The following is a 23,375-nucleotide window of genomic DNA, read 5'->3' on the forward strand; positions in this document are numbered from 1 at the left end:
TTAAATACTACCCCAGTCAAAACAATCTAAAATCTATTTTTCATTCGTAACGTCCAAACAAGCAACATGGAACTTATCCCGGCTCAACTTATTTCTTTCCCGGGGTTAGTTCCATACTCTTTAAATACTACCCTAGTCAAAACAATCTAAAATCTATTTTTCATTCGTAACGTCCAAACAAGCAACATGGAACTTATCCCGGCTCAACTTATTTCTTTCCCGGGGTTAGTTCCATACTCTTTAAAACCTATCTAGCCAAACAATCTAAAATCTATTTTTTATTTGTAACGTCCAAACAGGCAACATGGAACGTATCCCGGCTCAATTTGTTTCTTTCCCGAGGTTAGTTCCATACTCTTAAAATCCACTGAAAAATACATCTACCACTTATCCCTTATACCGTGCTACTTTAAAAGTAAAAATAACTGAATCACTATTTTTGTAACCACATTTTATAAAAGATGTATATTTCTATGAAGATAAGAGGATAAGAGACTAAAAGTTTCATTACCATTTTTATTGTTCAACTCTTTATACCCTATGGAAATACAGAATATACATTGGAGTTACACATTTTTTTCAACCGGTATACTCCTCGCCGATTTACTTATCCGCATCGGTCTTTCCCTACGAATAATCATGCGAAAACGCCCCTATGGTGTTTCCCTCGCATGGCTTGTTGTTATCCTTCTCATTCCATTTTTTGGTGGTTTTTTCTACCTGCTTTTTGGCGAAAACAGACTACCTGAAAAACGAATGGCACGAACCAGAGCCTCTTTTGATCTATATATATCCTGGCTACAGGGGCTTGCCTCAGGCCCCCCTCTCATCTGGGAAGAAGAAAACCCCAGCTATACCTCCCTGCACAGACAAGCAAAAACACTTGTTGGTCTTCCTGCCTTAGGTGGGAACAAACTCACTCTCATATCAAGCCCTGAAGCAATATTAGGCTCTATCAAAAGAGCCATCAACAATGCTCAATCAACCTGCCATTTGCAGTTTTATATCTGGGAATCAGGTGGCCGGGTTGATGACATTATCACAGCACTTTACAAAGCTGTTGAGCGTGGTGTCATCTGCAGAATACTTGTTGACTCAATTGGTAGCAGGGATTTTTTAAAAAGCGCCACAGCTAAAGAGATGATCGCAGCCGGAATAAAGATCCAGGAATCTTTACCTGCAGGGATTATTTCCGCCCTTTTTTCGAGGATTGACATTCGTAATCATCGTAAAATTGTCGTTATTGATGGAACACTTGCCTATACAGGCAGTCAGAATATGGTTGACCCCAATGTCTTTAAGAAAAGTGCAGGAGTAGGGAACTGGGTTGATACCATGGTCAAAGTTCAGGGTCCTGTGGTGGAGACATTGGCAGGCACATTTTTAAGTGATTGGTATCTTGAGACAAATGTTGGTTACTTTGGTGACAACACACTCAAGACAGACATGAATACCATTAGACGGGTAAGTGACCTGCAGCCCTGCCCTGCTCAAGGAGAATCAAGGGTTCAACTCGTACCTTCTGGCCCCGGTAGCGTTCCTGAGGTTATCCACAGTCTTCTACTTACAACTATCTATACAGCCCAAAACGAGTTGATAATGACCACACCGTACTTTATTCCGGATGAGCCACTGCTCGCAGCCTTAAAAGCGGCGGCCCAAAGAGGAGTGAATGTCATAATCATTGTTCCGGAGAAAAACGACTCCAGACTTGTGCATTACGCCAGCAGGGCCCGTTATGAAGAACTCGCTGATTCAGGGGTAAAAATCCTCCTTTTTAATGGGGGACTTCTCCACTCAAAAACTATCACAGTTGACCGAAAATTTTCCCTCTTTGGTTCAGTTAACCTTGATATGCGTAGCTTCTGGCTCAATTTTGAGGCGACCATGTTGATCTATTGCAAGAGCTTTACCAAGAACCTTCTACAGATCCAGGAAGGTTATCTTGCTAACTCTACGGAGCTTGATCTGGAGCATTTTAAAAAGAGAAACCATTTTGAAAGGTTTAAAGAAAATGTAGTACTCCTTATAGCCCCTCTTCTCTAACTGTAGCATATGAAACAACACCTGTGACACCAATGACATGCATTCTTCTTATATCTGATATACACGGAAACTACCCGGCCCTGCAGGCTATTGGTTCTTACTTTTGTGATACTCATTTTGATAAGATCATCAATTGTGGAGATTCCACTGTTTATGCCCCATTTCCAAATGAAACACTAGACTGGTTACGAAGCAACAATACAATCAGTATCCTTGGTAATACTGATAAAAAAGTCATCAAACTTCTGCAGGGTAAATCATTTAAAAAGCCGGGAAAAGCGGATAAGAGAATAATGTATGAAACAACTGCCCAGGAGCTTACCCTGCAAAATGGAAGGTTTTTGCAAGGTCTCCCCAAAAAGAGTTCATACTCCTGTACCCATATCGATAAAGGTATTAGTCCAACGAATACAACAATCGGCGTCTATCACGGAAGCCCCGCTGCCCACCATGAGTTCCTCTTCGCAGATACCAAAAAAGAGCGTTTTATCGAACTTACGGAACTAACCGATGCTGATATTGTAGTCACAGGACACTCACACACCCCGTACCACAAAAAAATCGGTGACGTTCATTTTGTTAACCCCGGTTCAGTAGGTCGTATGTTTGACGGTAATCCAGAGAGTTCCTGTGCTGTGTTACTGGTATCCGACGGTAAGATCTCTGTTCGTCACTACAGAATACCGTATAATATTGAGACAGTGACAGACCGAATAGCTCAAAGCAAACTTCCAGCAATCTACAGTAAAATGTACCGTGAGGGACGTAAACTTAACTAATAAAAACAAATTTTCATTTTCTACATCTTTTTGATACTATAATCTAACCCCGATAAACGGGACACGTGCCGTGGAGGTAGCTTGTATCAGCAAGCATCCCCCACTAATTTTCTCGGAGTCTACGCTACCTGTTTTCTGTGACAGCTTTTCCAGAGTAAAGCACTAATAGACGTATCGATCCCTGTACCTCAATCAAAATTCAGTCTCTCTCTTCAACTAAGACAAAGGATACCCCATGGCAAAAAAACAGAGTAAAGGAAAACAGAGTTCGAAAGTTGCGAAGGTAAAACTACTTGAAGAGACCGCATATAAAAATCTGCATCGTAAACCAGGTGATGATAAAACTGCGATCTGGATAAAAGATGAACATCTTAAATATGAGATTGAGTTGAAAAAGCTGCAAATTGAGCTGATGAAGCTACAATCCACCATGAAGCTTAACGGCCAGCGAATTCTTGCCATTTTTGAAGGACGGGACGCGGCCGGAAAAGGCGGCACTATAAAACGTTTAATCGCCCATCTCAATCCACGGCACACCAGGGTAGTTGCTCTGATGAAACCCAATGACACAGAACTCAGTCAATGGTACTTCCAGCGCTATATTACCCATCTTCCTTCAGCCGGTGAGATGGTAGTCTTTGACAGAAGCTGGTACAACCGCGCTATGGTAGAACCGGTAATGGGTTTTTGCAGCGATGAGCAGAACAAACGCTTTTTAAAAGATGTACCGCTTCTTGAGGAGATGCTTGTCAAAGATGGGATAAAACTTTTTAAATTCTATTTCTCTGTCTCTAAAGAGATACAGAAAGAACGATTTGATTCAAGGAAAACTGACCCGCTCAAGCAGTATAAAATATCCCCTGTTGATAACCTTGCCCAGCAGTACTGGGACCAATACTCCGTTCGTAAGTTCCAGATGTTGTCCGAGACCAACAGAACAATTTCTCCCTGGACCATAATCCGCTCAGACAACAAGAAAAGAGCCCGAGTCAACTGCATGAAGCATATACTCAGTCAAATGGATTATGACGATAAACTACCAACCAAAGACCTGCTACCAGACTCCAAAGTCGTCATTTCAGGCATCGATGAACTCAAGCATATGGAAGATAACCTTATGCAGCCTGATCAACTGCGCGGCTAGTCCAAGGCTGCCATGAACATTATCAAGTTCAGGAGAACCTGAATTATAATAAACGAAGGGGCAATGGCGATATGCCATTGCCCCTTTGTGTTACTAGAGATGTATGCAGAGTAGAAATTTACGCTTCTTTACCACAGCACCGCTTATACTTCTTACCTGATCCGCATGGGCAGTCAGCATTACGTCCAACCTTATCACCATCGCGTTTTACTGTACTGACAGTTGTCTGTTTATTGGCATTTATCTGATTCATCCGTGCCTGTTCCTGCTCCCGACGCACCCGTCGTTCTTGCTCAAGACGTTCAACCTCATCTTCTCGTACGACCCTTACCCGCATAAGCGATGATACAGTCTGAGATTTTACCGTTTCAACCATGTGGCCAAACAACTCATACCCTTCACGCTTATACTCATTGAGAGGATTCTTCTGACCGTAACCCCTGAGGCCAATTCCCTCTTTAAGATGATCCATGGAGAGCAGATGATCCTTCCAGTGGCTATCAACAATCTGAAGAAGAATAAGCTTTTCAAGCTGCCTCTGGGTTTCTGCCCCATTGACCTCGTCCTGCATCTTGTATTTTTCTTTTACGAATGCACGAATTTTATCTGTAAAGGCATCGAGGCTTAAATCTGTATGTTCTTCCTCACTCCACTCGGGTTCATGATGAAACGCTTCACCCATGCGAGCTGTAAATCCAGCCCAGTCCCACTCGACAGACTCCGAACGATCCTGGTAAAATTCTCCGGCAATATCCTGGACAAGATCTTCGATCATATCATCGATAACCTCGACCACATCTTCACCGTTTAACACCTCACTGCGTTGCTGGTAGATGATTTCTCTCTGCTTATTCATAACATCATCATACTCAAGGAGATGTTTACGAATGTCAAAGTTATGTCCCTCAACCTTGCGCTGGGCATTTTCAATGGCCCGTGAGATCATGGTATGCTCGATGGGCTCATCTTCTTCCATTCCAAGCTTATCCATAATGCCGGTAATGCGACCTGAGCCAAAAATACGAAGGAGGTCATCTTCCAGCGAAAGAAAAAATCGTGATGATCCAGGATCTCCCTGACGCCCTGCACGACCACGCAACTGGTTATCGATACGTCTCGATTCATGGCGGGAGGTACCAAGGATATGCAACCCGCCAACCTCGACAACTCCTTCTCCAAGCTTAATATCAGTACCACGACCTGCCATATTGGTGGCAATAGTCACCTTGCCAAGTTGTCCGGCTCCTGCGATGATCTCAGCTTCCCGCTCATGGTGTTTGGCGTTCAATACCTCATGTTCAATCTTTGCTTTTTTAAGCATGTTGGAGATTTTTTCTGAGACATCAATGGAGATGGTACCAACAAGAACGGGCCGACCTATTTTATGAAGTTCTGTAATTTCTTGCACTACAGCCCGGTACTTTGCAGCTTCGTTCTTATAGATTACATCGGCGTAATCATCACGAACCATTGGCTGGTTGGTGGGCATAACAACAACATCGAGGTCATAAATTTTCTTAAATTCAGGGGCCTCGGTGTCAGCTGTACCTGTCATACCGGCAAGCTTTTTGTACATTCGGAAGTAGTTCTGGAAAGTAATAGAAGCAAGAGTCTGATTTTCCTGCTCAATCTTAACTCTCTCTTTTGCCTCTAAGGCCTGATGGAGTCCTTCACTAAAACGCCTGCCTTCCATTGTCCGTCCGGTGAATTCATCAACAATGACGACCTGATTATTATTGACGATGTAATCCACATCTTTATGGAAGACGATATGAGCCTTTAATCCCTGATTAAGGTGATGTAATTTTTCTATACTGGTTGGGTCATAAAGGTTTTCAACCTCCAACAGTTCCTCACCAAGGGCTATCCCCTCTTCTGTAAGGGAAATCTGACGCGCTTTTTCATCAAAATTGTAATGTACATCTTTCTCAAATTTTGGAATGATACGATCAACCGTTGTATACAACTCCGTCGACATTTCAGCGGGACCGGAAATAATAAGCGGGGTTCTCGCTTCATCAATGAGGATCGAATCGACCTCATCAACAATGGCAAAATTAAAACCGCGCTGGCAAAAATCAGCCTGCTCAAACTTCATATTATCGCGCAGGTAGTCAAAACCAAACTCATTGTTGGTACCATAAGTAATATCAGCAGCATACGCTGCTCTTCGCTCGGCATCATCGAGGCCATGGACGATATTACCACAAGTCATACCCAGGAATTTATAGACCTCTCCCATCCACTCACTATCTCGGGCTGCAAGATAATCGTTCACGGTTACTACATGCGCGCCTTTTCCAGTAAGGGCATTAAGGTAAATAGGAAGAGTTGAGGTGAGGGTCTTACCTTCACCTGTCTTCATTTCTGCAATTTTCCCCTGATGGAGAACCACACCACCTACCAGCTGCACGTCATAATGGCGTTCGCCAAGTACTCTGCGTCCTGCTTCACGCACAACAGCAAATGCCTCCGGTAACAGGTCGTCAAGGGGCTCTCCCTGTGCAAGCCGCTCTCTAAATGCAACAGTCTTTGCCGCTAGTTCCGGGTCACTGAGTGACAGCAGGTCCTTTTCCAGATCATTGACCTTCGAGACAATCGGTCTGATCTGCTTGAGATACCTGTCATTACTGCTGCCAAAAACCTTTGTGAGTAATTTTCCAATCATTATATCCAGCCGTTAGTTATGATTTAAGAACTATCGAAATATTAAGAAGTTGCTACACATATAAATATTAAAGCCCGAAACGCCACAGGAAAAATCTGCGATGTGCGACACCACGCGAATAAGAATAAAATGTTAATTTATTTTTATTTTTACCGGTTTCTTATCGGCACGAATGAGTTGAGTACTATTTTTTCCCTGTTGTTGTGGTGCCTTTCCTACCTTACTTGAACTATGCGGAGAAAGCAGTGTCTGCCCAGACCAGACGCCAAGAAGGAACATCCAGAGAAACAGACAGAAAACAATCACGCCTACCCCTCCAATCCCACTTTTGGTCAATTCAAACTTGACCTTTTTTACCTTTGGTTTTCGCGTTGTTGCCATGAAAAGCTTACATTCGTTCAGGAGCTGAGAGGCCGACCATATTCAAACCATTTTTCAACACCACCTGAATAGATCTGATGAGGCAGAGGCGAGCTTTGGAAAGAGCCTCATTATCAGTTAAAACTTTGTGCTTGTTATAGTAGCTATGCAGCTGACCTGCAAGTTCCATAAGATAAAATATGATTTTATGAGGCGCAAGATCAAGGGCTGAGGTCTCCATCGCCTGGGGAAAACCGGACATTGTTTTGAGTAGTTTGAGCTCTTCCGGCTCCACGAGAAGCGTAGAATCCACCTCACTGAACTCAGGTATCGTAAGTCCCTTTTCCTCGGCTTGACGCATAATTGCACAAAGACGGGCAAAACCATACTGAACATAATAGACCGGATTTTCCTGACTCTGCTTGGTGGCCAGATCAAGATCAAATTCCATCTGACTATCCGCCTTTCTCATCATAAAAAAGAAACGAACTGGATCAATTCCTACCTCGTCTAGCAGTTCATCCACGGTGACAAAGTTTGCCTTTCTGGTGGACATCTTCACCTGCTTACCATCACGGGTAAGTGTTACAAATTGATGCAGAACAACGGTCACCTTATCCGGATTATACCCTAGAGCCTTTACACCTGATAAAACATCAGGCACAGTGGCAATATGATCGGAGCCAAACACATCTATTAACCAGTCAAAATCCCTTCTGAACTTTTCTCTGTGATAGGCGATATCCGGTAGGCGATAGGTTGGCTCCCCACTGCTCTTTATGATAACCCTGTCTTGCTCTTGTCCAAGCTCTGTGGTCTTAAACCATGTTGCGTCGTCTTTTTCATAGACAAGTCCTTTGGCACGGAGTTCATTTACAACATCATCAATATGACCATCTTCGTACAGAGACTGTTCGTTATAGTAGTTATCAAACTCTATTCCAACGCGCTTAAGGGTACCGGAGATATCATTAAAAATGAACTGTTCAGCCTGCTTCTTAAAAGGCGCCACATCTTCATGATCCTTTAAGCTGTCCCCATGCTCATCCACAAGGCTCTGGGCAATCTCTATGATATACTCACCCTGATAGCCATCTTCGGGAAATTGAAATTCAGCACCGATCAGTTCGAGGTATCTTGCTCTTGTGGACTCACCAAGTACCCTCATCTGCCTGCCAGCGTCATTATAGTAGTATTCTCTGAAAACATCGTGGCCTGTAGCTTCAAGCAACCGTGCAATGGAATCGCCAAGAATCGCCTGCCGACCATGTCCTATGGAGAGAGGTCCTGTCGGATTTGCACTGACAAACTCAACCATCACCTTACGACCTGCTCCCACCTCACTCTTACCAAACTCAGCTGCACTATCTATAATTGCAGGAATCAGATTACGCCAGACCTGCTGATTGATGAAAACGTTAACAAAACCTGGACCTGCAATTTCAACACGCTCCACAAGATCGCTCACTGCCTTAAGTTTTTCACTTATCTGGCCTGCGATTTCACGGGGATTTTTCTTTTCAATACCGGCAAGGACCAGGGCAAAATTTGTTGAGAAATCCCCCTGACCTTCATGTTTTGGCAGTTCCACAGCAAATTTCCCAGCTGCCTTATCAGACCACAGTCCCTCTGCGACCCCATCGTTAAAACAGGTCTCCAGGACCTTCTTTAGTTGTGAACGAATCATCCTAACCTACTTGGTAGTTTCTATTATTATTGTGTCCAAGCATACAGAGGACTTCATAACTAATGGAGTCCATCTTTTCTGCTATATCATCGGCGGTAATAGCCCGAGAGCCCTGGCTGCCAAGAAATACAGCCTCATCACCTGCTACAACCCCATCAATTTCTGTCACATCAACCATACACATGTTCATACAGATACGACCACGCACCGCAGCTCTCTGGCCACGTATAAGAACCTCTCCTTTACTCGAAAGAGAACGGGAGTAACCATCTTCATACCCCACAGGAAGTACCGCAATTTTTGAATCAGTCTGTGTACTATACGTATGCCCGTAACTTATGCCTGTACCAGAAGGAACCTCTTTTACCTGGAGCACTTTTGAACTAAACGACATTGCGGGTTTAAGCTGCTCTTCTGCACTCTGACTGTGGGTGCTTCTACCTGCAGGATGATATCCGTACAGGGCAATTCCAGCACGCACCATATCCTGATGGGCGCTTGGAAAATTAAGCACTGCTCCGGAATTGGCAATATGGCATACGCCAGCTACACGTTTTTTTAATATTGAACAGAGTCCAGAGAAACTCTCAATGCCATTAAGGGTAGTAGTTGATTGAGGATTATCAGATTCCGGAAAGTGACTCATTATTCCGGCAAGCTTTAGCCCAGGCAACGCCTCAACCCTCTCAAAGACTGCAGGAACGTCAGCCGGAAAAAATCCCAGTCTTCCCATTCCGGTATCAACCTTAATATGCACATCAATTGTTCTATTGAGACTCGTTGCCATAGCAGACAATGCATTTGCTGCATCCATACTATAGATGACAGGAACAAGATCATACTGAAAAAAATATCCAGTATTCTCTATAGCAAAACCAATGGTCACATAGATTTTTCCAGAGACACCAGCTCTACGCAGAACCACAGCTTCTCGTAATTCAGCAATGCCAAAAATGGTACAACCAGCTCTTGTAAATGCCCTTGCAGCCTCCACACCCCCATGTCCATAGGCATCCGCTTTCACCATAGCCATTACAGGTGTTGAATCGCCAGCAAGCCTTTGTATATATCGGAAATTATGTTCTAGCGCTGAGGAATCTACTACAATTTGGTTAAACGAGGTGACATCCATTACAACTGCATCTTTATAATTTATTTACAGCCGGCCCACGCCCTCCAGCCATGTCGACTGGAAGCCATCAGAGCCAAACCAATGGTTAAGTAGATAAAACTCAATAGAGTCATCGGCAAAGACGAACTTCTCAAGATAACACCCATGCCGATCATACACAATACCATGAGCCATGTTTTTACTGAATAAACTGCGCCGAGACAGGTTCCATCCTCAAAGGACTGGATTCTCCTGATACCTTTAACAGCAGCCCTATCAAGCATACATCTAGATTTAACAGTGGCCGCCAGAATTGCAGCTATACCTATAGCGAGCTTATACTCAGGTAAGGGTGTCAGTCTAAAAGCCCCCTTGCAAACGAGCATAAGGCCAATGACAGTCCAAAGACCAGCTGACACCAGCAACAGGGTTTTCTGTTTGACCGCAGGCTTAAACTGTTGCAGGGGATACCCCATGATATTTAATCACTTCAAAATAGAACAAGCCCACCTCCTTTAAAGGAGATGGGCTTGTCGAACAAAGCAAAAACTGAAATGAATTAGATTTCAGTTACAGTAATAGCTTCTTCTGGGCAAACTTCAACACAGGTCTCACATCCGAGACACTCATCAGCTTCAACAGCTTCTGCTTTACCGTCTACCATCTCGAAAACCTGCGCTGGGCATGCTGCAACACATTCTTCGTCACCACTACATTTTTCTTTATCTATAACTACTTCCCACATAATACACCTCCGTAAAGTGATCTTTAGATCAAGTATTCATTTCACTTAATCAATCTTTTTTGAGCATCGTTCTGATACCGTTGTTGCGTGTCATATTTGCATTAATGTACGGCCAGATATTTGTCAAGCAAAAAGGTTTGTCAATCTATCTCCAAAATTAGTCTTAATTGATGTAACGGTTTACTTAAATTTCCATCAAATCCAGTAGCCCATCTTTGATGCGCCCGACCTTAACTGAGATATAACTATTGACCAGTTTCTATTATTTTATATATTGCGTACTCATTTTCCGGTAGCAGGGCGACACTGACCCTGGAATAATTATCTTCACCAAATTCATTCATAAAAAAGACAATCATTCTATGAAAAAAAATAAATCAAAGAAGAAGCTTCAAGTTGAAAAAAGAGAAGAGGCGATGATAGAGGGTATTCTAGAGGGAAGCCCCGATGCAATCGGAGTTGTTGTCATCAGACTCGATTGCGGTTGCAGAAAAATGGCTGCTGTTGCAAATGATGGCGAACCCGCCTCAAAAATCATAATGTACCGAGACCAAGCCACCAGCATCTGCGACAAATGTAAGGACGATAACGGCTCGTTTATGCGCGTTGAAGAGTCCTTTATTCACTGGGTTGAACCAGCACCCGATGAGAAAAAGCAGGAAGAGATTACGACCAAGGTGCTTGGCGCACCAACCCAGCACTAAGCCACAAATTTCACCCTATGAAATATGAGGATTAGCAGCTTTCGTCTCCAGGGCGGTATCACACCGCCCTGTTCATCTCACATTTAGCAATAAACCCTGCTGCCCACTCTGGCGTCCCTTCTGCGTGAACATGGGTATAAAGAGCAAAAACGTTTTTATAGCTTAAGCCGTCACGACCGTCTATAAAGCCTGTTCCTCGCTTCATCTTCACTGTGAGTTGCTCACTTCCTCCTCGCCAGTCGACGACTTTTGAATAACGAAACTCATGGCCTTTTACTTCAGTTCCAAGGGGGTAGTAACCGTTGTCACGATCGACCTCGAATATGGAATATCCATGGGCCTGGGGTTTTTCTGACATGGAAAACTGAGCCGGAAAAACACCTGTGAGCGGATACGTCGTATCAGACAGACTGATGGATTCCCCAAGATAGATAAGCCCTCCGCATTCAGCGTAAATCGGAAGCCCATTATCTGCCGCCTGCTTTACAGACTGACGAAAACCACTGTTGGCAGCCAACTGTGCAGCACCGGTTTCCGGAAAGCCACCTCCAATATAGAGACCGTCAATTTCTGGAAGACAACTGTCAGTCATGGCATTTATATAGACAAGCTCAGCCCCCTCCTGCTCAAGGGCCTCCAGGTTTTCAGAGTAATAAAATTGAAATGCTGCGTCCTGCAATACACCTATTTTAACCTTGGACTCCTGTGGTGATTTCAGTTCGTTATCAGGCCGTAGAGCAAAAGAATCATCAAGGGGTGCCATAACCTCTTTTATTGTATCCAAATCAAGGTTTTCTGAGATAAGATCAACGAGGAAATCAAGGGCATCTGAACTGTTATTATACTCCTGATGGGGAACCACACCCAAATGACGCATGGGAAAGATGTCGGTCTTAAGACGTGGAATAGAACCCAGTACTGGTAAGCCCGTATACTGTTCAACAGACTCTGTAACAAGTTGGCGCTGTCTCTTTGTACCAATCTGATTAAGAATAACGCCTTTAATGTCGATTCTTGGGTCAAACATTTTGCAGCCAAGCACCATAGCTGCAACTGTGCGAGTAGTCTTGGTGCAGTTAACAACCAAAATTACCGGCAGTTTAAGCATAAGAGAGAGTTCAGCGGTTGAGTAGCCACCTGTGGCATTCACCCCATCATACAGCCCGCGATTCCCCTCAACTATTACATAATCTGCACCACGTGATCGTTTTGCAAAAGATTTTTCAATCGCCTCCTGAGTCATCATGTAAGGGTCGAGGTTATAGCAGTTTTTCCCCGCTCCAAGCTGCATCCACCCCGCATCAATGTAATCTGGCCCCTTTTTAAAGGGAATTACATTATGCCCCGCACGTTTAAGCGCCGCAGTTATCCCTACAGAAACAACGCTCTTGCCAGACCCGCCAGCCAGACCCGCAATAACCACTCCCTTTGATGGATTCATACATTCTTCCTTTACAGCATATCATTACAGCTTCTACCAGAGATGACAGGCAAAAGCTGACGTATTAAAAAAGTCTAATTCCAGTATTATTCAATCTACACTTTGGGGCTTTAATTCATAATGGGAAGATTTACCATATTTTGCCCACGCCTTGGTATAGAGTGCATTGAGTTCATTTTCAAGTATACAACGATATTTTTCAAGCTCTTCAGCGTCCAGCTTTCCAGGAACATAAAGAGGCTCCCCAAAATAGACATCCACGCATGAAAAGGGCTTCGGCACTGCGGTTTTATCCCAGGAATTAATAGTAAAGTAGTTGGATGCAGACCAGGCCATTGGCACAATAGGCCTACCTGTTTTGGCTGCAACAAGAAGAGCACCGGGCTGAGCAACACGAGGCGGTCCCTGGGAGCCATCAGCTACAACAGCACCGCTATCTCCCTTTTTCACGCTCCTCAACATCCCTTTAAGCGCCTCAACCCCCTTATTATTCCTGGACCCCCGTACGGTTCTAAACCCGAATTCCTGGGCAAGCCTCGCAATATATTCACCATCGCTGCTGGCACTCACCATCACAGTTGCCGGATATTTGCGTAAGCAGTAGATAATGAAGATAATCGAATAATGCCAGAACGAGGCAACAATATTGGGACCTTCTTTGGGGGATGATAGAATAGTATCGCCGTTATGCATTTTCACTCGACAGGACCCAAACCAGACTCTCATGATCCAGGACAAAAGCTTAGGGACAACACGAATTAAAAACTTATCTATAGCCTTACTACTCATCCTATCTCAATCTCCAGCATCCTCATTTTTTTAATCCGATCCCTCAAGTCTGCAGCCTTTTCAAAGGCGAGTTCTTTTGCAGCCTGTTGCATCTCTTTTTCCAGTTTACCAATCTCTTTTTCAAGCGCTGAGATTGAAGTAAACACCGGCAGTTCCTCAGCCGCTTCAAGCAGGCCTTCTGCGAAATCATCCGCCACATAACCGGAGTTATGCAGGTGCTGCTGCATTGTGTCTTTAACCGCTGAGATAATCGTTTTGGGTATTATACCATTTTTACGGTTATATTCTTTCTGAATAGTTCTTCTACGCTCAGTCTCTTCAATTGTATACTGCATAGAACCTGTAATAGTATCTGCATACATAATAACAAGTCCATCAGCATTCCTGGCAGCCCGACCGCAGGTCTGCACCAGCGACCTCTCAGAGCGCAGGAAGCCCTCTTTATCTGCATCAAGAATTGCAACCAGCGAAACTTCAGGAATATCAAGCCCCTCACGGAGAAGATTAATACCAACTAAAACATTGTACTCCCCTTTTCTTAAATCTCGAATGAGTTCTATACGCTCAAGGGTCTTAATATCCGAGTGGAGATAGCGTACCTTAATATCCAGGTTTTCGTAGTACTCGGTGAGGTCTTCCGCCATCCTTTTGGTGAGCGTGGTAACTAACACCGCCTCCCCCCTGTCAGAACGGATCCTGATTTCTTCGAGCAGGTCGTCCACCTGACTGGTGGCTGGCCGCACTTCTATCTGAGGATCAAGAAGACCTGTTGGCCGGATAACCTGCTGGACAACCTTATTATTTGTCTGTTCCAGTTCATATGCTCCTGGAGTTGCTGAGACATAAATCACCTGATTAATACGCTTGGTAAATTCATCAAACCTGAGAGGTCTGTTATCAAGGGCAGATGGCAGGCGAAAGCCAAAATCCACAAGGGTCTGTTTTCTTGAGCGATCCCCGTTATACATACCATTCAGCTGACCTATTCCGATATGACTCTCATCTATAAACAGGAGAAAATCATCGGCAAAGTAATCAAGCAGATTAGGGGGCGGAGCACCTGGCAATTTACCTGTGAGATGCCGGCTATAATTTTCAATCCCTGTGCAGTAGCCAAGTTCCTGAATCATCTCAAGATCAAATAGTGTTCGCTGATCAAGGCGCTGGGCCTCTACTAACCTGTTCTCTGCATAAAAGGTTTCAAGTCTTTCCGAGAGCTCTGTTTTTATAGTGTCTGTTGCCTTTTGCAGCCGATCTTTTGAGGTTACAAAGTGGCTACCCGGGAAAACAGTGTATTCGTCAAGTTTATCATGTACCACTCCCCGCAGCGGATCAATTACTGAGATGCTCTCTACTGTATCCCCAAAGAATTCTACACGTATGGATATATCCTCCTCATGGACGGGAAAAATATCAAGTACATCTCCCCGAACCCTGAAGGTACCGCGATGAAAAGAGATATCATTTCTCTCATACTGCATGAAAACCAGACGTCTTTGAACCTCTTCGGTGGGATAATCCTCATCCACCTTGAGAGCAAGGTGCATATTCTTATACTCATCTGGAGAACCAAGACCATAAATGCAGGACACAGAGGCCACGATAAGAACGTCCCGGCGGGTTAACAGCGAACGGGTTGCGGAGTGGCGAAGTTTATCAATTGCATCGTTAATGGAAGAATCTTTTTCGATATAACTGTCCGATGATGGAATGTATGCTTCCGGCTGATAGTAATCGTAGTACGAGACAAAATACTCAACTGCATTGTCAGGGAAAAGCTCTTTAAATTCACTGAAAAGTTGCGCTGCAAGGGTTTTATTGGGGGCAATAACAAGGGCTGGGCGCTGAACCTCCTGAATGACATTTGCCATGGTGAAAGTTTTCCCGGAGCCTGTAACACCAAGGAGGACCTGACTTTTCTCGCCATTTTTAATGCCAGCAGCAAGGGTCTTAACGGCTGTGGGCTGATCCCCGGAAAGATTATATTCAGATCTAAGTTGAAAAGCAGTTTCCATGAAATTTAGTGAGCTGATTTATAAGGAATTGAAGCAAGGCACCATACCAGATATTATATCGAACATCCAACATAGCTATGGGAAATGTATGTGTCAACACACAGAGGTAAACCTATACAACCAGAAAACATCTCAATATGCTAAATTTTCACAACTCTTGTGGGGATCTGAACAGAAAAACATGCACCTCTACCGGGAACACTCGAAAAGGTAATGGTACCGCCAAGACTTGTCATCGTCCCATAGGCAACAGAAAGGCCTAAACCTGCACCTTCCACTTCAGGTTTGGTTGAGAAAAATGGTTCAAAAACAAGCTCCTGAAGCTCGCTCTTAATGCCACTACCATTATCACATATACAAAGGTTAATATATTCTCCTGCCAGTCTACCTGTAACCTTAAGCTCGCCACCTCTTTGCAACATCGCGTCAACACTGTTTGATATAATATTACGAACAACGAGGGTGAGTTTATTCTTGCTTACCCGATAACCTTCTAGTTCAGGCTGAAGTTCCACATCACATTGGATTTTTTCCGATGTGAAAAGTAAATCATATTCCCTCAATACATCTTCCACAATGGAATTAATTCCAACATAGACCTCATCGCTTGTGGACTCCAGATAAACATCCTGGAACTCCCGAACCATGTTACGCATTTTATCGCACTCCACATTAGCAAGCTGTAACAGATGAGCATCTTCAGGCGAGAGTTGTAACCGCTCAGAAATATCTTTTATAACTGAACGCACACCAAACAGAGGGTTACCAAACTCATGGGCAAAGCTTGCAGACAAGCGTCCAACCGCCTCCATTTTCTTTGAATTAAGCAATTCATCCTGCAATGCCGCCTCGTAAGAGACCTCCTTACAGACTGCAATTGTATTTATGATTCTATGGCTGAGATCAAATACAGGAGAGATCACACAGTATACTGAGACAGAAGCACCCCATTTGGAATTTGTACGTATAACCCCTTCCCACTTCTGGCCATTTTTAAGCTGCTGCTCTAACTGCTGTACAGTCAATGTAGCTTCAGGGGAGAGTGTTACAAATGAGAAGAGTGAATTACCAAGTAACTCATACTTACTATACCCAGACCAGCGTACCGTTCCGGGATTAACATACTCAATTGCATTCTGATCATCGGCGATAACAATCATAACAGGAGATTGTTCAACTGCCTGGCTCAAAAGTTCACGTTCATGCATGAGTTGTCTTTTCTCGCTATTATTCTTTATGAAAATAATCGCACCTGACACCTCACCGTCCTGAAAAACCGGATATGAACGAAGAGAAACAGGAATCAATGTCTTTGACGGCAGGTTGAGATAGCCCTCATCACTATGAGTACTACAAGAAAACTCCATGGAAGAGGAGATCACTTCACTTTCAGAACTTGTCATATCTGAATTAAACTCTTTATGGACAAATAGAGCTGAAAGAGGCTTACCTATGACAGTCTCATAATCAACGAGGCCAAGCATCTCCATACAAGAATCGTTGACAAAAGAACAATTTCCATCACGGCTCACCCCAACGATAGCCTCTTCCGTTGAGTCAAAAAACAGCAGTAGACGCTCTTCATTTTTTTCGAGCATCGTCAGCGCATCATGAGCCTTTTCACGCATAACGTTGAGATCAGTCACCACCTGATCAAGCTCATCACCCTGGTAACTGTCTCTTCGCTCAAGGACAATCGGTTCAGTTGATTTAGTAATATCCTGACCTTGAATCTGTCTGGCAATATCCTGCAGATGACGGGTTACAAGAAATTGAAACATCAAAAAAACAAAGGCTGCTATGAGAAATATTTTAATACCGTTTGTTACCAGGCTATGGAGAAACTTTTGATAGATATAATCTCGGACGGGAGAAATATCGGTGGCCACTTTAAGAACGGCGGCATTCTGCACCTTTTGTTGGTTAACCCAAAATGGTTGACTTGCAACCACCTCGTAGCGACTCCCCCTATTCCCCTTTTCCCAGGTGACCTCATTCTCTACGATTACAGCAGCATAGGCTATAGGGGCGACTCCCAACATCTTTTGCAATACGTTACCCACAGACTCTGCATCACCGGCTGCAATAAACCGTTGGATCTCAGGAAGTTGATGTTCTGTAACCTCGCCCACGCGTTGCGATAGACGGTTAAGGTATGCTTGATAATCAAAATAGAGTTCTGTAGCAGTTCCGATGAGTGTCAGGCTTGAACTGACAACAACAAGCCAGAACACCAAGGTGCCAGCTATTTTGTTGACTTTCAAACCTTTCATAAAATTCAAGAGGAAAATTAACTGTTTAGCAGAATATATAAGCGATGTTTCAATCAAAAACAGGTAGCGTAGACTCCGAGAAAACTGGAGAATCTTTTTAACATTGAGAACTTAAAATGACTTCCAGATAACTCAACGTAGTGAAACCTTCGAGGTCCAGATCCCGTTTATCGGAGTTAGTTCTACAATTAAAGGTTTATTCTAGACGAAAGAATCAATAAATCAAGTTGATATTAACCCCTAGCAGTCTATAGGTATATATACCAACATTAACTTGTAACATAAAACAGGTTTATCCAATATTGTCCCAACCAATACAATCCTTTGGACAATTTTTAATTGCCTCATCCACGAGTTCGACCGGATAGTTGCAGCATTCAATGATCTCCATAATTCCCATGGCACTGTTATACCTGAAAACAGCAGGGGCAACCTCGATACACCCACCACATTCGCTGCAACGACTCAGATCAATTATCGGAAATCTTTTCACTTTTTTAACAAAACACATCGTAACTCCCTTGACAAAAGTGGTCCTTTAAAAATCCAAATCTAAAAATAGCAACGTTAATTTTTTATAGCAATAGACACCAATGTAACTATAATAATCATTCCTAAATCAAATAACAGTTGTGATTTTTTTTATATCCCCATCATAAGGTTGTAATACTTTTTACTGTCCATTATGATAACAGCACCATAAAGATAGATAAGAGTGACTGACTTCGTAAAAACAGTTGGTTACCGATATATAAAATCACTAATTTAAATGAGTACACACCACACGATTGGAGCTTGAAATGAGTAGAAACGAACTAGCCAAAGGCATTCACTGGGTTGGAGCAGTTGATTGGGATATCCGAGACTTTCATGGATATTCAACATATAAAGGAACGACCTATAATGCTTTCTTAGTCGTAGATGAAAAAATCACCCTATTTGACACGGTTAAGCGTTCGCACATGGGTGAACTGCTAAGAAACATCCGGGCAATTGTCGATCCGGAGAAGATTGATTACATCGTGGTCAACCACGTTGAAATGGACCATTCCGGCAGTCTCCCAAGGCTTGTTGACCTCATAAAGCCTGAGAAAATATTCTGTTCCCCAATGGGCAAAAAAGCTATTCTTGACCACTTTCATCAGGAAGACTGGCCCTTTGAGGTTGTTAAATCAGGAAGTGAAATCTCTTTAGGCAAGCGTACTGTACAGTTCATCGAAACCAGAATGCTCCATTGGCCAGACTCCATGTTCAGCTTCTTAAAAGAAGACGGCATACTCTTTTCCAGTGATGCTTTTGGCCAGCACTTTGCCAGCAGTGAGCGCTTTGATGACGAGGTAGATCTCACCGTCGTCATGAAAGAAAGTGCCAAATACTATGCAAATATCCTCTATCTCTTTGCACCACTCATCAAGAAGTTACTTGCATCGGTGGCTGAGATGAACCTCGATATCAAGATGATAGCTCCAGACCATGGTGTGATCTGGCGAACCCACCAAGATAAGATTCTTGAAGCTTATGACAAATGGAGCAAGAACGAAGCTGATAAAAAGGCACTTGTTATATACGACTCCATGTGGCATTCAACCGAAGAAATGGCCCACGCTGTAAGTGCAGGTCTGATTGAGGCCGGTGTCAGTACCAATATGGTTAACCTTCAGGTGCACCACAGAAGTGATGTCATGACCCAGGTACTTGGGGCCAAAGCCGTAGTTCTTGGCTCCTCTACCCTCAACAATGGTCTGCTTCCCCGTATGGCTGGCTTTCTCATGTACATGAGAGGTCTTAAACCCACCAACAAGATCGGAGCAACCTTTGGTTCGTTTGGCTGGAGTGGTGAAGCCGTCAGCCTTATGAACAAGGCTCTTGAAGAAATGAAGATTGATGTTATTGAAGACGGACTCAAAATTAAGTATGTACCAACTGAGGATAAACTTGATGAGTGCCGTGAAATGGGTCGCAGAGTTGGAAAGGCTGTTTGCGAAAGTTTTAACGAATAACAACAAGTAATTATGCAGCGCATATCTCAACACAACATATTGCTTGGTGGGGAATCATTTGCGCACTGTAGTGACCAGGTCCATAAGTTTTTTGACCTTACATCACTCGTTATCTACGACTGCATTGAGATTCAGGAGGATAAGTCATTCTCCGGTCTCGATGCAGACTTTTTTCAACAGATTGACCTCGCACAGCAAAAAAATGAGCAACGAATCAAGCGGTTAGTTGATGAGTTGTATGATTCCGGCGTTGAAAAGACACAGGACCTTGTCAATATTGAACAAGGCTACGTAAGTAAAACACTCCACCTCCTCAGCCATTTCCTTGACGGCTTTATCGGAATAGACTCCATTTTTTACAACCTGCTTGATGACAGTCACCGACTCGTCGCCGACACCCGAAGACTCATTATACAAAACCCTGGCCACTACTGGCTTCTCCACGTTGACGGCTACACAACCACCCCTGAAGAAGCAAGCCTGCTCCATAGTTAGTGTAAAAATAGGTCAAATAGGTGCAACGGACAACAACGCACACTTAATGTGCAGAGGAACAATACTATAATGAACTGGACAAGCCTCTTTTCAAAAACAGAAGAAATTTCAGTTGCCAGCGCCAAGAAATTTATCGAAGCAACTCCCCAAGCGTCATACCAGTTAGTTGATGTCAGGCAACCTAAAGAGTATCAGGAACAGCATATTCCAGGAGCTCTGCTTATCCCTTTAAACGAACTGAAAGAGCGTGCAGACGAACTATCGGAAGATCTTCCTACCATTGTTTACTGCAGGTCCGGGGTTCGATCTAAGGCGGGTTGCCAGATATTAAAAGAAAATAATTTTAGTCAATTGCACAATCTCACAGGGGGAATTCTGCAATGGAACGGTGCAACAGCCTTTGGCGGTGAGGAATTTGGCCTGGATTTCTTTCTTCAAAATGACTATACCAGCGGCTTGGAAATGGCCTATCACCTGGAAAAAGGATTGCACCAGTTCTACAATTTGCTCTCAACAAATAACCACATATCGGATATCAAGACCTTACTCACACAAATGGCCCAGATGGAAGATGGCCATATGGCAACACTTATCAACCAGGCCAAAACCGCTGGACTCACAATTGATACAACCCTGCCAGAACCATCCGTTCTAGAAGGAGGACTGTCTGCCCTGCAACTGCAGGCGGCCTTTGGTGATAACCTTACCAGCAAGGAAGCTGTAATTCAGCTTGCAATGATGTTTGAAGCCCAGGCTTGGGACCTCTATAGTCGTCTGTCCAGAAAGAGTGCCACATCTGCTGACAAAACCTTTTACCTTAAAATGGCCAAAGAAGAACAGAAACACCTTGACAAACTCAGCGGAGAACTCGATAATCTATTGTAATAACATAATGTTACTCAAGACTATTTAATAGTTCTGCAACATCAAATTTAGCTTGATGAAGGAGATTATACATGTCCCTATTTACCTACAGTGCACTTGAACTCTACACCTGGCTCACCGACGAAGCAGATATGATTGTGCTGGATGTTCGCAACAAGGTCGATTTTGGTCGTTTCCAGGTTGAATCGCCTGTCCCTTTTACCATGCTCAATGTTTCCTATTTTGACTTTATGGAAATTGAAGAGGAATGTATCGCCCAGATTCCTCCAAATAAACCCATCAGGGTTGTTTGTGCCAAAGAAGGTTCTGCGAAATTTGTGTCTGAGATTCTCATAAAACATGGCTTTGATGATGTTGGCTATCTTGCAGGTGGAATTAAAACATGGGGTAATTTGCTGGTCCCAAAGCTGCTTTCGCCTGAAAAAGATTATGATCTCTATCAGTTTATACGACCAGGAAAGGCCTCATGCTCCTACGGTCTTATAAGCGGTAAAGAAGTTATGTTCTTTGACCCCAGCAGGAATATTGACTTCTACCTGGACTTTGCAAGCCAGCATGATTGCAAGATTATATATACCTTTGAGACCCACCTCCAGGCGGACTATATTGCCGGAAGTCGCATATTATGCGAAAAGAGCGACGCTGTTTTTATGGCTAATGAAAATGATTTTTCAGGCTCAAAGGTTAATTATACTGCGCTTACAGACTCCCAGGAATATACTTTTTCAGACGGTGGCCCCAAGGTACAATGTGTCTTCACACCCGGACACACTCCCGGATCTACCAGTTTTTTCATTGATGATACCTATCTGATCACAGGGGATACTATCTTTATCCACTCCGTTGGGCGCCCCGACCTTGGAGGACAGGTTAAGGCCTGGTCCGATACTCTTTTTGATACCCTCCAGCAGCTTAAGAACTACCCGGACACCATCCATATCCTTCCAGGACACTATATGGACTGGAGTGAAGCAAATGAAGATCTTAACTTCTGCGCAACCTTTAAGGCAACTCGGGATTACAATAAGTCCATTTATGCCATTGATACCAAGAGTGCCTTTTTAGATTTTATCGAAGGCAACATGAGAAAGCAGCCGGATGAATATGCCACAATCCGCCTTATTAATGCCAACCTCGAACAGGTGGACGACGACAAGGCAGAAGAACTTGATCTTGGCAAAAATGAGTGCGCTGCCACTGCCTATGCAGCACAGCAGGAAAATGCTCGCTCCTGAGTTTTTATGGTAGAAATATACGACGACTATGGGGATGAACCAGAGGACCTGTTTATCCCCATTCCAGATCATCTTTCCTGCAGCTACTATGATCTGGAGATGGATGACTACACAGAAGATATAACCTTTTTTGATGAGCAGTTGCCTGAACAGGCAAGTATCCTTGAACTTGGATGTGGGTCAGGCCGTGTTGGGCGCGGTCTTTTAAACGGCAAACGACGACTCACAGGTATAGATATATCTATACCCATGCTGCAAAAGGCCGTACGGTATGACGTGTCACCATCTGCGAGGTTTGTGGCCATGGATATGACCAAACTTGCCTTCAACTGCACCTTTGACTCCCTTATCATTCCCTATAACAGTTTAAATCTACTGATAACTCAGGAAAATATCAGCAACTGCCTCCATGGCTGTCGTGGGCACCTGCGTGAAGGCGGACTTTTTGTAGCTCAAATATTTATCCCAACCCACAAGTTCCTCACAGATAAAAAGAAAACATTCCAGTTTCAGATCTTTGATATGGCTCCTGGTGGTCGACTCATTAAAGAAATTTTAAAAGAGTACCACCCCGACTCAGAGACCATAACTGTTGAAGAACGATTTCGTTATCGTCCTGAGACAAAAGGTGAAAGTCCAACTGACCATAACAGTTGCTACACTGTTGCTGCATACAATAGAGAGACATGGTTGCAACTCATAAAAAAGGAAGGTTTTCAGATACTAAACACCTATGAGGACCTGGACAAAACCCCTCTCAACACTACAGATGCATCCTCTCTGATCGTCGTTTGTACATGATTCCGACCTAACTCCTATGGGTAGAAAGAAATGCATGTATACATACATTATGCCCTAGACATTACCCCCATATATTAATAGCAACAGCAAGACACACCAAAGACAATCTTTACAACACTAATAATTTAAAAAAATATTTATTCTTGACCTAGATCAATCCCCCTGAGACAATTCAAAGGTAGTATCTCTTCTTAAGA

20 protein-coding genes are annotated in these 23,375 nt (G+C 43.6%); 9 read left to right on the plus strand and 11 right to left on the minus strand.

What is annotated here, in order from left to right; all coding sequences use genetic code 11:
- Positions 1–540: 540 nt before the first annotated feature.
- The 3 genes from cls (at position 541) to ppk2 (ending at position 3,969) form a co-directional block, all read left to right on the plus strand.
- On the plus strand, positions 541–2,046 hold the full coding sequence (gene cls, locus ACX6CI_RS11075; RefSeq protein ID WP_458778215.1) for a cardiolipin synthase: 1,506 nt from the start codon (positions 541–543) through the stop codon (positions 2,044–2,046).
- Positions 2,047–2,078: 32 nt separating this feature from the next.
- The gene (locus ACX6CI_RS11080) at positions 2,079–2,825 is read left to right on the plus strand and encodes a metallophosphoesterase family protein (protein WP_458778216.1); all 747 of its coding nucleotides are present in this window, start codon (positions 2,079–2,081) and stop codon (positions 2,823–2,825) included.
- Between the two features lie 235 nt (positions 2,826–3,060).
- Positions 3,061–3,969, plus strand: coding sequence for a polyphosphate kinase 2 (ppk2, locus tag ACX6CI_RS11085; protein ID WP_458778217.1), 909 nt, complete (start codon positions 3,061–3,063; stop codon positions 3,967–3,969).
- 118 nt (positions 3,970–4,087) lie between these two features.
- Here the strand turns inward: ppk2 and secA are convergent, their stop codons facing one another.
- The 6 genes from secA to ACX6CI_RS11115 form a co-directional block, all read right to left on the minus strand.
- Entirely contained in the window at positions 4,088–6,637 is a 2,550-nt protein-coding gene (gene secA, locus ACX6CI_RS11090) for a preprotein translocase subunit SecA (protein ID WP_458778218.1), read from the minus strand.
- A gap of 132 nt (positions 6,638–6,769) precedes the next feature.
- Positions 6,770–7,018: a hypothetical protein gene (locus ACX6CI_RS11095; RefSeq protein ID WP_458778219.1), complete on the minus strand. Its 249-nt coding sequence runs from the start codon at positions 7,016–7,018 to the stop codon at positions 6,770–6,772.
- 7 nt (positions 7,019–7,025) lie between these two features.
- Positions 7,026–8,684, minus strand: coding sequence for an arginine--tRNA ligase (argS, locus tag ACX6CI_RS11100; protein ID WP_458778220.1), 1,659 nt, complete (start codon positions 8,682–8,684; stop codon positions 7,026–7,028).
- Between the two features lies 1 nt (position 8,685).
- Positions 8,686–9,816 carry an alanine racemase gene (gene alr / locus ACX6CI_RS11105; RefSeq protein WP_458778221.1) on the minus strand — a complete coding sequence of 377 codons (1,131 nt, stop codon included), beginning with the start codon at positions 9,814–9,816 and terminating at the stop codon, positions 8,686–8,688.
- A gap of 20 nt (positions 9,817–9,836) precedes the next feature.
- The gene (locus ACX6CI_RS11110) at positions 9,837–10,271 is read right to left on the minus strand and encodes a hypothetical protein (RefSeq protein WP_458778222.1); all 435 of its coding nucleotides are present in this window, start codon (positions 10,269–10,271) and stop codon (positions 9,837–9,839) included.
- Positions 10,272–10,354: 83 nt separating this feature from the next.
- The gene (locus ACX6CI_RS11115; protein ID WP_458778223.1) at positions 10,355–10,540 is read right to left on the minus strand and encodes an ATP-binding protein; all 186 of its coding nucleotides are present in this window, start codon (positions 10,538–10,540) and stop codon (positions 10,355–10,357) included.
- Between the two features lie 362 nt (positions 10,541–10,902).
- On the opposite strand from ACX6CI_RS11115, the gene ACX6CI_RS11120 reads away from it, so the two are divergent.
- Positions 10,903–11,244 carry a hypothetical protein gene (locus tag ACX6CI_RS11120; protein ID WP_458778224.1) on the plus strand — a complete coding sequence of 114 codons (342 nt, stop codon included), beginning with the start codon at positions 10,903–10,905 and terminating at the stop codon, positions 11,242–11,244.
- Between the two features lie 58 nt (positions 11,245–11,302).
- Here ACX6CI_RS11120 and ACX6CI_RS11125 read toward each other — a convergent pair whose 3' ends face one another.
- The 5 genes from ACX6CI_RS11125 to ACX6CI_RS11145 form a co-directional block, all read right to left on the minus strand.
- Entirely contained in the window at positions 11,303–12,685 is a 1,383-nt protein-coding gene (locus ACX6CI_RS11125; protein WP_458778225.1) for a cobyrinate a,c-diamide synthase, read from the minus strand.
- A gap of 90 nt (positions 12,686–12,775) precedes the next feature.
- Positions 12,776–13,474: a lysophospholipid acyltransferase family protein gene (locus ACX6CI_RS11130; protein ID WP_458778226.1), complete on the minus strand. Its 699-nt coding sequence runs from the start codon at positions 13,472–13,474 to the stop codon at positions 12,776–12,778.
- Entirely contained in the window at positions 13,471–15,489 is a 2,019-nt protein-coding gene (gene uvrB, locus ACX6CI_RS11135; protein WP_458778227.1) for an excinuclease ABC subunit UvrB, read from the minus strand. Before uvrB ends, ACX6CI_RS11130 begins: the two co-directional genes overlap by 4 nt.
- 140 nt (positions 15,490–15,629) lie before the next feature.
- Complete coding sequence (locus ACX6CI_RS11140) at positions 15,630–17,762, minus strand: two-component system sensor histidine kinase NtrB (protein WP_458778228.1); 2,133 nt, start codon at positions 17,760–17,762, stop codon at positions 15,630–15,632.
- Between the two features lie 292 nt (positions 17,763–18,054).
- The gene (locus ACX6CI_RS11145) at positions 18,055–18,273 is read right to left on the minus strand and encodes a ferredoxin (RefSeq protein ID WP_458778229.1); all 219 of its coding nucleotides are present in this window, start codon (positions 18,271–18,273) and stop codon (positions 18,055–18,057) included.
- A gap of 289 nt (positions 18,274–18,562) precedes the next feature.
- Between ACX6CI_RS11145 and ACX6CI_RS11150 the strand changes: the two genes are divergently transcribed.
- The 5 genes from ACX6CI_RS11150 to ACX6CI_RS11170 all read left to right on the plus strand — a co-directional run bounded on the left by ACX6CI_RS11150 (position 18,563) and on the right by ACX6CI_RS11170 (position 23,178).
- Positions 18,563–19,762 (plus strand): FprA family A-type flavoprotein, encoded by a 1,200-nt coding sequence (locus ACX6CI_RS11150; protein WP_458778230.1) that lies wholly within the window; start codon positions 18,563–18,565, stop codon positions 19,760–19,762.
- Between the two features lie 12 nt (positions 19,763–19,774).
- A complete protein-coding gene (locus ACX6CI_RS11155) occupies positions 19,775–20,257 on the plus strand; it encodes a hypothetical protein (RefSeq protein WP_458778231.1) in 483 nt (160 codons plus the stop codon).
- Positions 20,258–20,326: 69 nt separating this feature from the next.
- A complete protein-coding gene (locus ACX6CI_RS11160; protein ID WP_458778232.1) occupies positions 20,327–21,142 on the plus strand; it encodes a rhodanese-like domain-containing protein in 816 nt (271 codons plus the stop codon).
- A gap of 71 nt (positions 21,143–21,213) precedes the next feature.
- The gene (locus ACX6CI_RS11165) at positions 21,214–22,377 is read left to right on the plus strand and encodes an MBL fold metallo-hydrolase (protein WP_458778233.1); all 1,164 of its coding nucleotides are present in this window, start codon (positions 21,214–21,216) and stop codon (positions 22,375–22,377) included.
- A gap of 6 nt (positions 22,378–22,383) precedes the next feature.
- On the plus strand, positions 22,384–23,178 hold the full coding sequence (locus ACX6CI_RS11170; RefSeq protein WP_458778234.1) for a class I SAM-dependent DNA methyltransferase: 795 nt from the start codon (positions 22,384–22,386) through the stop codon (positions 23,176–23,178).
- Positions 23,179–23,375: the final 197 nt, after the last annotated feature.

The organism is Desulforhopalus glucosivorans (assembly GCF_054397165.1).

Excerpts from the sequence above, each read along its gene's own strand:
- cls (WP_458778215.1), top strand. The coding sequence starts at position 541 with ATGGAAATACAGAATATACATTGGAGTTACACATTTTTTTCAACCGGT.
- ACX6CI_RS11080 (WP_458778216.1), top strand. The coding sequence starts at position 2,079 with ATGACATGCATTCTTCTTATATCTGATATACACGGAAACTACCCGGCC.
- ppk2 (WP_458778217.1), top strand. The coding sequence starts at position 3,061 with ATGGCAAAAAAACAGAGTAAAGGAAAACAGAGTTCGAAAGTTGCGAAG.
- secA (WP_458778218.1), bottom strand. The coding sequence starts at position 6,637 with ATGATTGGAAAATTACTCACAAAGGTTTTTGGCAGCAGTAATGACAGG.
- ACX6CI_RS11095 (WP_458778219.1), bottom strand. The coding sequence starts at position 7,018 with ATGGCAACAACGCGAAAACCAAAGGTAAAAAAGGTCAAGTTTGAATTG.
- argS (WP_458778220.1), bottom strand. The coding sequence starts at position 8,684 with ATGATTCGTTCACAACTAAAGAAGGTCCTGGAGACCTGTTTTAACGAT.
- alr (WP_458778221.1), bottom strand. The coding sequence starts at position 9,816 with ATGGATGTCACCTCGTTTAACCAAATTGTAGTAGATTCCTCAGCGCTA.
- ACX6CI_RS11110 (WP_458778222.1), bottom strand. The coding sequence starts at position 10,271 with ATGGGGTATCCCCTGCAACAGTTTAAGCCTGCGGTCAAACAGAAAACC.
- ACX6CI_RS11115 (WP_458778223.1), bottom strand. The coding sequence starts at position 10,540 with ATGTGGGAAGTAGTTATAGATAAAGAAAAATGTAGTGGTGACGAAGAA.
- ACX6CI_RS11120 (WP_458778224.1), top strand. The coding sequence starts at position 10,903 with ATGAAAAAAAATAAATCAAAGAAGAAGCTTCAAGTTGAAAAAAGAGAA.
- ACX6CI_RS11125 (WP_458778225.1), bottom strand. The coding sequence starts at position 12,685 with ATGAATCCATCAAAGGGAGTGGTTATTGCGGGTCTGGCTGGCGGGTCT.
- ACX6CI_RS11130 (WP_458778226.1), bottom strand. The coding sequence starts at position 13,474 with ATGAGTAGTAAGGCTATAGATAAGTTTTTAATTCGTGTTGTCCCTAAG.
- uvrB (WP_458778227.1), bottom strand. The coding sequence starts at position 15,489 with ATGGAAACTGCTTTTCAACTTAGATCTGAATATAATCTTTCCGGGGAT.
- ACX6CI_RS11140 (WP_458778228.1), bottom strand. The coding sequence starts at position 17,762 with ATGAAAGGTTTGAAAGTCAACAAAATAGCTGGCACCTTGGTGTTCTGG.
- ACX6CI_RS11145 (WP_458778229.1), bottom strand. The coding sequence starts at position 18,273 with ATGTGTTTTGTTAAAAAAGTGAAAAGATTTCCGATAATTGATCTGAGT.
- ACX6CI_RS11150 (WP_458778230.1), top strand. The coding sequence starts at position 18,563 with ATGAGTAGAAACGAACTAGCCAAAGGCATTCACTGGGTTGGAGCAGTT.
- ACX6CI_RS11155 (WP_458778231.1), top strand. The coding sequence starts at position 19,775 with ATGCAGCGCATATCTCAACACAACATATTGCTTGGTGGGGAATCATTT.
- ACX6CI_RS11160 (WP_458778232.1), top strand. The coding sequence starts at position 20,327 with ATGAACTGGACAAGCCTCTTTTCAAAAACAGAAGAAATTTCAGTTGCC.
- ACX6CI_RS11165 (WP_458778233.1), top strand. The coding sequence starts at position 21,214 with ATGTCCCTATTTACCTACAGTGCACTTGAACTCTACACCTGGCTCACC.
- ACX6CI_RS11170 (WP_458778234.1), top strand. The coding sequence starts at position 22,384 with ATGGTAGAAATATACGACGACTATGGGGATGAACCAGAGGACCTGTTT.